Source organism: Blautia sp. HCP3S3_C12 (assembly GCF_052064155.1).
Lineage (GTDB): Bacteria > Bacillota > Clostridia > Lachnospirales > Lachnospiraceae > Blautia_A.
On sequence record NZ_JBQHWC010000001.1, the window covers coordinates 384,070 to 396,922 of the forward strand.

Sequence of the window (12,853 nt, forward strand, 5' to 3'; positions counted from 1 at the left end):
CCTGATTATTTACAAAGGAGAAACAATTATGAACATGGATTCATTAAGCCTTATTTTAACAGCTGCTGCATTTATCGTGGGAATTATGCTTCTTACAGGACACGGAGAGATTTTCATGAAGGGTGGAAATGCAGATGTTCGTAAAAAGCTTTATGACGAAAAGAAAATGGAGAAGGGCTGTGGATGGGCTCTGATCGCAATCGGAGTGGTATCTGCAGTGGACATGTTTACGACAAGCTTGGCAGCAGAGATCGGATATATTGTAGCGGTTCTGATCATTATAATTGCACTGGTATATTATCTGAGAGTAAAATGTAAAAAATGACAGTATCTCTCATGAAAAGGAAAACAATTGAAAAGAAATACAGTAAGGCAGAAAGGGCGGTTTTTATTGACCGCCCTCGTCGTTTTATAGCGTAGGTGCAGAGAACTGACGGAACTGATCTGCTGCATGGAAGGTTTTGTTGAAATCTTGGGAGAATAAAGGAAATAAAGAAAATGTTAAAAAAAATTGTCATACCATTACTTCAATGGTACAATATAAATAAGCGTATTCTACCCTGGAGGGACAGAAATAATGCTTATTATACCTGGGTGTCTGAGATTATGCTGCAGCAGACCAGGGTGGAGGCGGTAAAGCCGTATTTTCAGAGATTCATCACAGCGCTTCCGGATGTACAGGCTCTGGCTCAGTGCCCTCAGGAACAGTTGTTGAAGCTTTGGGAAGGGCTTGGATATTATAACCGGGTACGGAATATGCAGGAAGCAGCCAGACAGGTGGTTTCTGAACATCAGGGAATAATTCCTGAAGATTATCAGACACTTTTATCGTTAAAAGGTATAGGGAGCTATACGGCAGGGGCAATCGCATCCATTGCCTATCATAAATCGGTTCCTGCAGTAGATGGAAATGTACTCAGGGTGATCACCAGAATTACAGAGAATAACGGAGATATCAGCAGACAGTCAGTCCGCAGAGTAATAGAAGAGGAGCTGTCTGAAATTATGCCTGAAGACAAGCCGGGAGATTTCAATCAGGCCCTGATGGAATTGGGAGCTGTAGTGTGTATACCCAATGGAATGGCAAAATGTGAGGAATGTCCGGTAGCTTCGCTCTGTCAGGCATATTGCCATGGTACTGTGGATCGTTTCCCTGTAAAAGCAGCGAAAAAGGAACGAAGACAAGAGGATAAAACAGTTTTTATCATTCAGGACGGAGAAGCAACAGCACTTCGAAAGCGACCGTCCAAGGGGCTTCTGGCAGGCCTGTATGAGTTGCCCAATGTCCCTGGACATATAGACAGGGAGAGGGCTCTGGAGTATGTGAGAAAACTGGGACTGGATCCTCTTTATATAGAAGAAATGCCTTCTTCCAGACATATTTTTTCCCACATTGAATGGAGGATGGAGGCATACAGAATCAGGGTATCATCCCTGGAAAAAGCAAAAGATAAAGATCTTATTTTTGCAGACAAAGAACAGACAGGAAAAAGATACGCCATACCATCTGCATTTGGGGCGTATGCCAGATATATTAAGGAGGAAAAGAGATGAAACTGTTAAGTATTACCATTCCATGTTATAATTCTCAGGATTATATGGAAAAGTGTATTGAATCACTGCTCGTAGGCGGAGAAGAGGTAGAAATCCTTGTGGTGGATGACGGATCTTCAGATAGAACTGCAGAGATTGCAGATGCCTATGCGGAAAAATATCCTACTATTGTGAAAGCAATTCATCAGGAGAATGGTGGACATGGAGAGGCCGTAAATGCAGGAATCAGGAATGCTACAGGTTTGTATTTTAAAGTTGTGGACAGTGATGACTGGGTAAATAAGGAAGCCTATATCAGCATTTTGAAAACTTTGTATGAGCTGTTGCGTGGACCTGAAACAGTAGACCTTCTTATCAGCAATTTTGTATATGAGAAACAGGGAGCAACACGCAAAAAAGTCATGCAGTACCGTAGATGCCTTCCTCAGAACAAAATATTTGGCTGGGATGAAGTAAGACATATGCCAAAGGGCAAATATCTTCTTATGCATTCTATGATCTATCGTACACAGCTGCTTCATGACTGCGGTCTGGAGCTGCCGAAGCATACCTTCTATGTGGACAATCTGTTTGCTTTTGAACCGTTGCCATATGTAAAGAATCTTTATTATCTGGATGTGAATTTTTACCGCTATTTTATAGGCAGAGATGATCAGTCAGTTAATGAAAAGGTAATGATCAAACGTATTGACCAACAGATTCGTGTGAATAAGCTGATGGTGGATGCATATATTAAATGTGGCAATACAAACCGACGTCTGAAAGCATATATGTTTAGTTATCTGGATATTATTACAACAATCTCATCTATCATGCTTATCAGGGCAAATACAGAGGAATCTCTGCAGAAAAAGAAAGAGCTTCTGGAATATATTAAGAGTGAGAATAGGGCTGTATACAATAAACTTCGACACAGCCTTTTTGGAAGGGTAATGAATCTGCCGGGTCGCGGAGGCAGAAAGATGTCTGTGGCAGCTTACAAAATCAGCCAGAAATTTTATGGATTTAACTGAATCAAGCAAGTAGCGAAGCGGATTGCGAATATCCGCTTGATTTGATAAACTGTAAGGCAGTTATAGGATAGAAATAAAAAAGTTGTACAGAAATGTGTTTGCATTTCTGTACAACTTTTTAATTTTCGCTTTTTTTACGTTTTCTTTCGTTGTAATAGGCGTTCCTGGAAAAAGACAGGGATCTTTCCGGATAGAAAAGAAGATGACCGAAAAGAGCAAGGGTAGATCCCATACAGACATCAATCACAGAATGCTGCTTCAGGAACATAGTGGACATAATAATAAGCATTGTAAGAATAAAAGAAACAATTCGTACGTTCTTCTTTCCACGAAGGGCCTGGCAATTGGTCAGTGACATATGGATGGCCAGGGAATTAAAAACATGGATGCTGGGAAGAATATTAGTAGGTGTATCCGTTTTATACAGCCATCTGACTACATCTGTAAAAATGTTGTCCCTGGGGAATTCAACAGGGCGGAGATGCTGTGCATTGGGATAAGCATAGGATACAATAAGGAAAATTGTCATCCCCATCATCAGGTTAAATATCAGCTGATAATATTCATGTCTGTTTTTGTTGAAAAAGATAAAATATACCACTGCCAGGACCATATAAGGAAACCATAGCAAATAAGGTATAATAAAAAATTCACAGAACGGAATCAGATCATCAAAAACAGTATGTACAATATGGTAACTGTGAATGGGCCGGGATTCCAGATAATGAAAAGCCAGAATATACAGAATACTGTAAATCCCGATTACCAGGCCGTGACGGTATTTGGATAAAAATTGTTTCAAAATTTCACCTTCTTCAAATGGGATTAAATTTACATCACAGTTTTTTTCAAAACAATCATAACATTTCTGAAATACTTTTACAAATAAATTTTTAGGATCAATACATAAAATTTTTATAAAAAAAATCTTAAAAACATGGTAGATTTTACGAAATTTTAACACAAAGAAGGGGTAAGAATTTACGTAGCTTCTTTATACTGAATATATTCGAAAGAATAGTAAAAAATAATCAAAGAAATATGAATTCAGAAAGGAATTATTATGATATATCTGTTAGAAGATGATGAAAGCATCCGTGAACTTGTAATTTATACTTTGAAAAGCCAGGGATATGAAGCAAAGGGTTTTGAACGTCCTTCTTTATTTTGGAAAGAATTGGAAAAAGAGCTGCCGTCTCTGCTGCTTTTGGATGTGATGCTTCCGGAGGAGGATGGAATTACCATTCTGAAGAAATTACGTGTACGGCCGAATACGCGGAGACTTCCGGTTATCATGCTGACAGCCAGAGGCAGTGAGTATGACACAGTGATCGGACTGGACAGCGGGGCAGATGATTATATTCCCAAACCTTTCCGTATGATGGAGCTGATTTCCAGGATCCGTGCACTTCTCCGCAGAAGTGAGGATGCAGGTGCTGAGGAGTATCAGGCGGCAAATCTGTATGTATGTCCTTCCAGGCATGTGGTAACTGTGGACAGACAGAATGTAAATCTGACTCTTAAGGAATATGAGGTATTGTGTCTTCTTCTGAAAAACAGTGGTACAGTACTCTCCAGAACCCAGCTGTTGAATCAGGTCTGGGGATATGAGTTTGACGGAGAAAGCAGGACTGTGGATGTACATATCCGGACTCTTCGACAAAAACTGGGAACTGCCGGGGATCTGATAGAGACAGTACGCGGTGTTGGATATAAAATTGATTACTGCACACTTCACGCATAGCAATATATTGAACGCAGATCGCGAATGTCCGCTTTACATATATGAAGTCAGGGATGAAATTTGCTTTGTCCCTGACTTTATTTATCATAAAAATAAAAGGTAGAATGTAAGCAGGTTCTATGCTATACTTTGAGTTGAAAATGGCGGAATAAGGAGTGAAAAAATGAAATCATTAGTCATCGCAGAGAAACCTTCTGTGGCCAGGGATATAGCCAGAGTGCTTCATTGTACACAAAAAGGTAACGGAACGTTGGAAGGAAAGGAATACGTAGTTACCTGGGCACTGGGACATCTGGTCACCCTGGCAGATCCGGAGGAATACGATAAAAAATATACAAAGTGGGAAATGTCAGCTCTCCCTATGCTGCCGGATAAAATGAAGCTGGTAGTAATCCGTCAGACCGGTAAACAATATAATGCAGTCAAAACCCAGCTTTATCGCAAAGATATCAAAGACATTATTATTGCCACAGATGCCGGCAGAGAGGGAGAACTGGTGGCAAGATGGATTCTGGATAAGGCAGATTGTCATAAATCTATTCGCAGACTGTGGATATCTTCTGTTACTGATAAGGCCATTAAAGAAGGATTTGCAAATCTGAAAAACGGACATGAGTACGATAACCTGTACAGGGCTGCTGTAGCCAGAGCAGAAGCAGACTGGCTGGTAGGGATGAATGGTACCAGAGCACTTACCTGTAAATATAATGCCCAGCTTTCCTGTGGGCGTGTGCAGACTCCTACTCTGGCAATGATCGCGAAACGGGAAGAAGAGATCCGTGCATTTAAGCCAAAGGAATATTACGGACTTACTCTGAAGGCAGGAGAGGTGACCTGGACTTGGAAAGAGCCAAAGAGTAAGAGCTTCAGAACCTTTAATAAAGAACGAGCGGAGGAGCTTTCCAATGTTCTCAGAAATCAGTTTCTGGAAGTGAACTCAATAACCAGTAAAGAAAAGAAAACTTTTGCACCGGGGTTATATGATCTTACTACGCTGCAGAGAGAAGCAAATCAGAGATATGGATATTCGGCAAAGCAGACACTGAATATTATGCAGCGTTTGTATGAAAATCATAAAGTTCTCACTTATCCGAGAACAGATTCCAGATATATCGGAAAGGATATTGTTCCTACGATCAAAGAACGCCTGAAGGCTTGTGCAGTGGGACCCTACAGAAAATTGGCAGGTGTTTTGATGAATCAGCCAATCCGTGCAAATGGAAGTTTTGTGGATGATAAAAAGGTCAGTGACCATCATGCAATTATTCCTACGGAGCAGTTTGTCCAGCTTGATCATATGACAAATGAAGAACGGAAAATCTATGATATGGTAGTTCGCAGATTTTTAAGTGTACTGTATCCACCCTTTGTTTATGAGCAGGTAAGCATGGAAGGAATGGCTGCAGGAGAAATGTTTGCGGCCAGCGGAAAAGTTGTGAAAAGTGCAGGCTGGAAAGAAGTATACGAAAATACGGATGTAGAGGAGGACCTTGAGCCGGCCGAGGAAGGAAAGCTTTTGAAGGACCAGAAGCTTCCTCAGATGAAAAAAGGTGAGAAGCTGTATATTGAAAATGTATCTATGAATACAGGTAAGACAAAACCGCCTGCAAGATTTACAGAAGCTACACTTCTTGCTGCAATGGAGAATCCGGTGCGGTATATGGAAAGCCATGATGCGAAAGCGGCCAAGACGCTTGGGGAAACAGGCGGACTTGGAACAGTTGCAACAAGGGCGGATATCATAGAGAAGCTTTTTAACAGTTTCCTGATGGAAAAAAAAGGAAATGAAATCTACCTGACCTCCAAGGCAAAACAGCTTCTGGAGCTGGTACCGGAGGAACTGCGCAAGCCGGAACTGACAGCAGACTGGGAGATGAAACTTGGAAATATCGCCAAAGGCAGGATAAAGCAGGAGGTATTTCTCAAAGAAATCCGAAATTATACCTGTGATATTGTGGAAGAGATTAAAACAGGACAGGGAACTTTCCGCCATGATAATCTTACAAACAAGATTTGTCCCAACTGTGGAAAGAAGCTATTGGCAGTGAGCGGAAAGAATGCAAAGATGCTGGTATGCCAGGACAGAGAATGTGGTTACAGAGAAACGGTATCCAGAACAACAAATGCCCGTTGCCCCAAGTGCCATAAACGAATGGAAATGTATGTCAAAGGCAAAGAAGAGACCTTTATCTGCGGCTGCGGATATAAAGAAAAACTTTCTGCTTTTCAGGCGCGAAGAGCCAAAGAAGGGGCAGGAGTGAATAAACGTGATGTTCAGAAATATATGAGGCAGCAACAGAAAGAAGCCAAAGAGCCGGTGAACAATGCATTTGCACAGGCGCTGGCAGGATTAAAGGGACAAATAAATAACTGATTAAAAACAAGATGATACCAAGAATGGGGGAAATGATATATGGAAAAATATAAAAGAATATTTGTGATCGTACTGGATTCACTGGGAATTGGGGCAATGCCGGATTCTGAGAAATTTGGTGACAAAGGGGTAGATACCTTTGGGCACATTCTGGAACGTATGGGAACACTGGACATTCCCAATCTGCAGAAACTGGGAATGATCAATCTTCATCAGGCCGGAAATATGACTCCTGTGGAGAAACCCATGGGACGATTTATGCGTGTCAGTGAAGCGAGCAACGGCAAGGATACTATGACCGGACACTGGGAAATGATGGGAATCAGGACAGATAAGCCATTTAAAACATTCACAGAAACAGGGTTTCCGCAGGAACTGATCGCAGAGCTGGAGAAGCGCTGCGGGAAACGCGTGATTGGCAATAAGAGTGCCAGCGGTACTGAGATTATTGAGGAGCTGGGTGAGGAAGAAATCAACACAGGAGCTATGATCGTATATACATCTGCTGATTCAGTGCTGCAGATTTGCGGAAATGAGGAGACCTTTGATCTCCAGAACCTGTATCGCTGCTGTGAGATTGCCCGTGAGATTACCATGAAAGACCAGTGGCGTGTGGGACGTATTATTGCGCGTCCATATGTGGGCAAGAAAAAAGGGGAGTTCAGGCGTACAAGTAACAGACATGATTATGCGCTGAAACCTACTGGACTGACAGCTATGAATGTATTGAAGGATGCAGGATATGATGTGATCAGTGTAGGAAAGATCAATGATATTTTCTGTGGGGAAGGAGTGACAGAGGCTCTGCATTCCAATAGCTCTGTACATGGAATGGAACAGACTATTGAAATTGGAAAGAGAGATTTTCATGGATTGTGTTTTACGAATCTGGTAGATTTTGATGCATTATGGGGACACCGCAGAAATCCGGAAGGTTATGGACAGGAAATCGAAAAATTTGATAAGAATCTGGGAGTTCTGATGGAAGAGATGACATCCGATGACCTGCTGATCATCACTGCAGATCACGGCAATGATCCCACATATACAGGTACCGACCATACCAGAGAATATGTTCCTTTTATTTCCTGGTCACCTGCAATGGCTGAGGGAGGCTGTTTAGAGGAAGAGAATACATTTGCGATTATCGGTGCAACTGTTGCAGACAATTTCCATGTCAAAATGCCGGAAGGAACAATTGGACACTCTATTCTGGATAAGTTAATATAAGCAGAAAGCAGTTATTTTTCAAATTTGATCAGAAGGAGTGAAAAAATTGGATGTTTTGCAAATTGTCATGCCGGTTCTGGTAATGATCATTCTTGGTATGCTATGCCGTAAATGGAAGATTCTCACGGGTGAGGGAGTCGCCAACATGAAGGTCCTGGTAACGAATGTTATGCTGCCGGTTGCTATTTTTCATGCATTGGCAACAGCAGAATATAATAAAGAAACAGGAATTCTCATACTGATCATGCTGATCATGCTGATTGTTTCCTTCAGCCTTGGATTTGTGCTGAAGCCCTTTCTCAAGGGAAAATATCAGAGGTATCTGCCTTTTATGGTAAGTGTATATGAGGGCGGTCTGATGGCATATCCTTTGTATACCAGCCTGTGTGGCAGCGAAAATCTGTCACATGTGGCAGTGCTGGATATTGCGGGACTTCTCTTTGGATTCAGTATTTATATGGGAATGCTGGGACAGGTAGAAGACGGTGGAAAAATAGATGTAAAAAAACTCTTCAGCAGTGCAATAAGAACGCCTGCATTTATTGCCAGCGTTCTGGGAATTATAGCAGGTTTGTCAAATATTATTATAATACTTCTGGACAGCCCTTTTGGCGGTGTATATCAGAGTGTGGAGAATATTCTCACCACATCTGTAACTGCTATCATTCTTCTTGTGGTGGGCTATAGTATGGAACTAAATGCCAATTTGCTGAAACCCTGTATTACCACCATCCTGATCAGGATGATTCTGCAGGGAGTGATGATGGCTGGAGTACTTTTTGCAGTACATTCTCTGGTTGGGGATTCTCAGATTGTAAATCTGGCCATTATTACCTATATGTCATCACCGGCTACCTTTAGTATGCAGACCTTTATGAAGGATGAAGAAGGCAGCGCTTATGTATCTACAACCAATTCCATGTATTGTCTGGTTTCTATTCTGGTATACATAATCCTGGCAGTTGCCATCTGCTGACAGAAGAGAGAAATCATATAAATAAATGATAAAAAGAGCCTGTAAAAAATAAGAGATGTTTTTTACAGGCTCTTTATCGTCTCAAGAAGTTTTAAATGAAAAATTATTACTGCTCAATTATTTGATCAGGCTGTTGTCATCGAAATAATTGATCTGCATTGCAGAACGTACATCATGAAGTGTCTGTGCAGCCTTTGCTTCGGCTGTCTTACTTCCTTCTTTGAGGATTTCATATACGTCATCCAGATGCTGTTCCCAGTATTTACGTCTCTCACGGATCGGAGAAAGCTCTGCCTGAAGCACTTTGTTCAGGAATTTTTTGACTTTAACGTCACCAAGACCGCCGCGTGTATAGTGAGCTTTCAGTTCATCCAGATTCTGATATTCAGGCAGGAATTCCGGGAAGTATTCCGGTTTGCAGAAAGCATCCAGATAAATAAATACCGGGTTTCCTTCTACACGACCCGGGTCTTCCACGCGAAGATGGTTAGGGTCTGTGAACATAGACATAACTTTCTTTTTCACATCTGCTTCTTCATCTGAAAGATAGATGCAGTTTCCAAGAGATTTGCTCATTTTTGCTTTTCCATCGGTACCTGGAAGACGTAAACAGGCTTTATTGGATGGCAGGATGATCTCCGGCTCTGTTAAGGTTTCGCCGTATACCGTATTGAATTTGTGCACGATCTCCTTGCACTGCTCAAGCATTGGAAGCTGGTCCTCACCAACCGGAACAGTAGTAGCCCGGAATGCCGTAATATCTGCAGCCTGGCTGATGGGATAACAGAAGAATCCAACAGGGATACTTGCTTCGAAATTACGCATCTTGATTTCGGATTTAACTGTAGGATTACGCTGTACACGTGCTACAGTAACAAGGTTCATATAATAAAAAGTAAGCTCTGTAAGCTCCGGAACCATAGACTGGATAAAGATAGTGGATTTCTCAGGATCAATGCCGCATGAAAGATAATCAAGGGCAACCTGAAGGATATTCTGACGAACTTTCTCAGGGTGTTCCGCATTATCTGTTAATGCCTGCGCATCTGCGATCATAATATAAATTTCATCATATAAGCCAGAGTTCTGTAAACGAACACGCTCAGACAATGAACCAACATAATGTCCAACATGAAGGCGGCCGGTTGGACGGTCACCGGTTAAAATAATTTTGCTCATTTTGCTCTCCTAAAAGTGAATTTCGATTTCCCAGAGAGTTCTGGAAATTCTAAGTTATCACTATTATAAAGCCTGTGACGGATACCGTCAACATTTTTGGGAAAGGATTTCATTTCCGGAATTGATTAAAAGGAAAGATTCTGCTAGAATAAAAAAATACGGAAAGTTACTGTTTTATACAGGTGAAAGATAAAATAAAAGGAGTATTTATTATGCCAGTATTTGATTTCAGTGGTGCTTCAGACAAGAAAACAGATGTACAGTCTGAATGTACTTATACTACTTTTAAGTCTGATAGAAACGAAACATCTCCAGAACAGCCGATTATGGTCCTGGATAACAGCCGACGCAGGTGGAAGCATCATTCCTGCGGCATTTTTACAAACCCTATCAAACGCACTTCTTTTGAATTTAAAGAAGAGGATGGTGTTTTCAGCGCAGATATCCTTAGTATTGATTCCAGATTTGTAAGCCTTCTGAAATGGCTGGGAGAGAATCATATCAATGTGCGCCTCTCAGGGGAAAATCAGGAGAATGGTTATACAGTTTATAAGATTCGGGAGACTGCATTTGGAGGTGGAACAAAGCTTTCTGCAGAAGATGGATTTCTCCAGTTTATGATTGAGAGACTTCTGGCAAGCAGTGCACCCATAGAAACCACAGAGGAAGAAGAGGACGAGGAAACCGGTGATGAGATGAAGCTGACAAGTATTCAGAGCATTACTGATTTTATGACCTGCGCAGGCAGAACCCTGCCGGATAATATTCGTCTGTGGGCACGAAGAAACCTTGCAGTTGCCCGCTCTCATGAAGTATCTCCTGAGGAGAGAAGACATGCACAGAGAGCATTGTCCATTATGATGAACATTCAATGGAAAAATAATTATTTTGAAGCAATTGACCCTCAGGAAGCCCGCAGAATTCTTGATGAAGAACTCTATGGAATGGAATCTGTAAAACAGCGTATTATTGAGACGATCATCCAGATCAACCGTACCCATACACTGCCTGCCTATGGATTGCTTCTTGTAGGACCGGCAGGTACCGGTAAGTCTCAGATTGCCTATGCAGTTGCCCGCATCCTGAAGCTTCCGTGGACAACTCTGGATATGAGTTCTATTAATGACCCTGAACAGCTTACAGGAAGCTCCAGGATCTATGCAAATGCAAAGCCTGGAATTATTATGGAAGCATTTTCGGCAGCAGGAGAGTCCAACCTGGTATTTATTATCAATGAGCTGGACAAAGCAGCTTCCGGAAAAGGAAACGGAAATCCTGCAGATGTGCTTCTGACACTTCTTGATAATCTTGGATTTACAGATAACTATATGGAATGTATGGTGCCTACAGTTGGCGTTTATCCTATTGCCACAGCCAACGAGAAAGACCAGATCAGTGCACCGTTAATGTCCCGTTTTGCGGTCATTGATATTCCAGATTACACATCTGAAGAAAAGAAAATTATTTTTTCAGAATATGTTCTGCCAAAGGTACTGAAACGAATGAGCTTGAAGGCAGAGGAATGTGTAGTGACAGAGGAAGGAGCGGAAGCTGTTGTTGAAAAACACAAAAACACAAGTGGTATTCGTGATTTGGAGCAGGCAGCAGAGCATATTGCGGCCAATGCACTGTATCAGATTGAGGTTGATCATTTGACAGGTGTGGTCTTTGACGGTGAGATGGTAAGGAAGTTACTTTCCTAATGAGATAAAATTAGAAAGGAAGAAAAAGTTATGGCAGTACAGGATGATCATATGATAAGAAATATTCAGGATGTGGGAAGACTGATCGCAAAGCTTCTGCTTCATGAGCAGCAGCCGGATTACAGACTTCCTGAGAACGAGGAAGATTACACAGAGGCAGATAAGCTTTTTTCAACTGTTATGAAGCTGGCAGAAGAAGGAAAAATCAATGAAGCAGAAAACGAATTATACATGGGTATGGTAGAAGATGATGCAGATTATCTGGAACTGGCACTGACCTTTTATCTGTATCTGAATGATATGGACGGAGATTTTCTGGACGATAATGATTATTCCAGGGAGGAAGTTCTGGAAGGTATGAAAGATCTAGCTTCAGACTGGGGCGTTACAGGACTGGAGACTTTCTGATGCGAAGAGAACAGACACTGGAAGAGATTTCCGACGGAAAGTTATATGATTCCAATGACATGGTAAAGGCAGACTGTCATGATTGTGAGGGATGCTGTGACTGCTGTCAGGGAATGGGAGATTCTGTGATCCTGGATCCATATGATGTACACAGATTATCTGTGGGACTTAAGAAGCCTGTAGAGCAGCTTCTGCAGGAATGCCTGGAACTGGGAGTATCAGATGGAAATATCCTGCCTCATCTCCGGATGACAGGTGAGAAGGAACAATGCGTATTTTTGAATAAAGAGGGCCGCTGCAATATTCATGCTGTCAGACCAGGCTTCTGCAGGCTGTTTCCTCTGGGAAGACTTTATGAAGACGGGGGATTTAAATATATTCTTCAGATCCATGAATGTCCCAAAACAAACAGAAGTAAAATCAAGGTAAAAAAATGGATCGACACACCGGATCTGAAAAATTATGAGAAATTTGTCAATGACTGGCATTATTTTTTGCTGGATGTGCAGGAAGTACTGTACAATGCTGAGGATCCAGATCTGATCAGAAATCTGAACCTTTTTGTGGTGAACAGATTCTATCTCAAACCATATGATCAAAATCAGGATTTCTACATACAGTTTTATGAGAGACTGAAAGAAGGAAAAGAATTGCTGGCATTGGCGTAGGAGA

12 protein-coding genes are annotated in these 12,853 nt (G+C 41.6%); 10 read left to right on the forward strand and 2 right to left on the reverse strand.

Annotation, left to right across the window (positions count from 1 at the left end):
* The first annotated feature begins 28 nt into the window (after positions 1–28).
* The 3 genes from ACTNDS_RS01970 (at position 29) to ACTNDS_RS01980 (ending at position 2,567) form a co-directional block, all read left to right on the forward strand.
* Complete coding sequence (locus ACTNDS_RS01970) at positions 29–325, forward strand: DUF3784 domain-containing protein (protein ID WP_303242042.1); 297 nt, start codon at positions 29–31, stop codon at positions 323–325.
* Positions 326–498: 173 nt separating this feature from the next.
* Positions 499–1,554, forward strand: coding sequence for an A/G-specific adenine glycosylase (mutY, locus tag ACTNDS_RS01975; protein WP_441033052.1), 1,056 nt, complete (start codon positions 499–501; stop codon positions 1,552–1,554).
* Positions 1,551–2,567 (forward strand): glycosyltransferase family 2 protein, encoded by a 1,017-nt coding sequence (locus ACTNDS_RS01980; protein WP_441033055.1) that lies wholly within the window; start codon positions 1,551–1,553, stop codon positions 2,565–2,567. Before mutY ends, ACTNDS_RS01980 begins: the two co-directional genes overlap by 4 nt.
* A gap of 118 nt (positions 2,568–2,685) precedes the next feature.
* On the opposite strand, the gene ACTNDS_RS01985 is transcribed toward ACTNDS_RS01980, so the two are convergent.
* A complete protein-coding gene (locus tag ACTNDS_RS01985) occupies positions 2,686–3,369 on the reverse strand; it encodes a phosphatase PAP2 family protein (RefSeq protein ID WP_441033058.1) in 684 nt (227 codons plus the stop codon).
* 261 nt (positions 3,370–3,630) lie between these two features.
* Here ACTNDS_RS01985 and ACTNDS_RS01990 point away from each other — a divergent pair, with 261 nt between their 5' ends.
* From ACTNDS_RS01990 to ACTNDS_RS02005, 4 genes are all read left to right on the forward strand, one after another.
* Complete coding sequence (locus ACTNDS_RS01990) at positions 3,631–4,311, forward strand: response regulator transcription factor (protein WP_441033061.1); 681 nt, start codon at positions 3,631–3,633, stop codon at positions 4,309–4,311.
* A 163-nt stretch (positions 4,312–4,474) separates the two neighbouring features.
* Positions 4,475–6,685: a DNA topoisomerase III gene (locus ACTNDS_RS01995; RefSeq protein ID WP_441033064.1), complete on the forward strand. Its 2,211-nt coding sequence runs from the start codon at positions 4,475–4,477 to the stop codon at positions 6,683–6,685.
* A 39-nt stretch (positions 6,686–6,724) separates the two neighbouring features.
* A complete protein-coding gene (locus ACTNDS_RS02000) occupies positions 6,725–7,915 on the forward strand; it encodes a phosphopentomutase (protein WP_173742918.1) in 1,191 nt (396 codons plus the stop codon).
* A gap of 46 nt (positions 7,916–7,961) precedes the next feature.
* The gene (locus tag ACTNDS_RS02005) at positions 7,962–8,891 is read left to right on the forward strand and encodes an AEC family transporter (protein WP_441033067.1); all 930 of its coding nucleotides are present in this window, start codon (positions 7,962–7,964) and stop codon (positions 8,889–8,891) included.
* A gap of 117 nt (positions 8,892–9,008) precedes the next feature.
* Here ACTNDS_RS02005 and trpS read toward each other — a convergent pair whose 3' ends face one another.
* A complete protein-coding gene (trpS, locus tag ACTNDS_RS02010; RefSeq protein WP_441033070.1) occupies positions 9,009–10,070 on the reverse strand; it encodes a tryptophan--tRNA ligase in 1,062 nt (353 codons plus the stop codon).
* A gap of 212 nt (positions 10,071–10,282) precedes the next feature.
* On the opposite strand from trpS, the gene ACTNDS_RS02015 reads away from it, so the two are divergent.
* Genes ACTNDS_RS02015 through ACTNDS_RS02025 form a run of 3 tightly spaced genes read left to right on the forward strand, consistent with a single transcriptional unit; the run spans position 10,283 to position 12,849 of the window.
* Positions 10,283–11,773: an AAA family ATPase gene (locus ACTNDS_RS02015; protein ID WP_441033073.1), complete on the forward strand. Its 1,491-nt coding sequence runs from the start codon at positions 10,283–10,285 to the stop codon at positions 11,771–11,773.
* Between the two features lie 30 nt (positions 11,774–11,803).
* Positions 11,804–12,181 carry a DUF6483 family protein gene (locus tag ACTNDS_RS02020; RefSeq protein WP_173742914.1) on the forward strand — a complete coding sequence of 126 codons (378 nt, stop codon included), beginning with the start codon at positions 11,804–11,806 and terminating at the stop codon, positions 12,179–12,181.
* Entirely contained in the window at positions 12,181–12,849 is a 669-nt protein-coding gene (locus ACTNDS_RS02025; protein WP_441033077.1) for a YkgJ family cysteine cluster protein, read from the forward strand. The genes ACTNDS_RS02020 and ACTNDS_RS02025 overlap by 1 nt, the downstream gene beginning before the upstream one ends.
* Positions 12,850–12,853: the final 4 nt, after the last annotated feature.

Bases quoted from the DNA above. Each gene is read 5' to 3' on its own strand.
- ACTNDS_RS02000 (WP_173742918.1), top strand. From the start codon at position 6,725: ATGGAAAAATATAAAAGAATATTTGTGATCGTACTGGATTCACTGGGA.
- ACTNDS_RS02025 (WP_441033077.1), top strand. From the start codon at position 12,181: ATGCGAAGAGAACAGACACTGGAAGAGATTTCCGACGGAAAGTTATAT.
- ACTNDS_RS01990 (WP_441033061.1), top strand. From the start codon at position 3,631: ATGATATATCTGTTAGAAGATGATGAAAGCATCCGTGAACTTGTAATT.
- ACTNDS_RS01980 (WP_441033055.1), top strand. From the start codon at position 1,551: ATGAAACTGTTAAGTATTACCATTCCATGTTATAATTCTCAGGATTAT.
- mutY (WP_441033052.1), top strand. From the start codon at position 499: ATGTTAAAAAAAATTGTCATACCATTACTTCAATGGTACAATATAAAT.
- trpS (WP_441033070.1), bottom strand. From the start codon at position 10,070: ATGAGCAAAATTATTTTAACCGGTGACCGTCCAACCGGCCGCCTTCAT.
- ACTNDS_RS01995 (WP_441033064.1), top strand. From the start codon at position 4,475: ATGAAATCATTAGTCATCGCAGAGAAACCTTCTGTGGCCAGGGATATA.
- ACTNDS_RS02015 (WP_441033073.1), top strand. From the start codon at position 10,283: ATGCCAGTATTTGATTTCAGTGGTGCTTCAGACAAGAAAACAGATGTA.
- ACTNDS_RS02020 (WP_173742914.1), top strand. From the start codon at position 11,804: ATGGCAGTACAGGATGATCATATGATAAGAAATATTCAGGATGTGGGA.
- ACTNDS_RS01970 (WP_303242042.1), top strand. From the start codon at position 29: ATGAACATGGATTCATTAAGCCTTATTTTAACAGCTGCTGCATTTATC.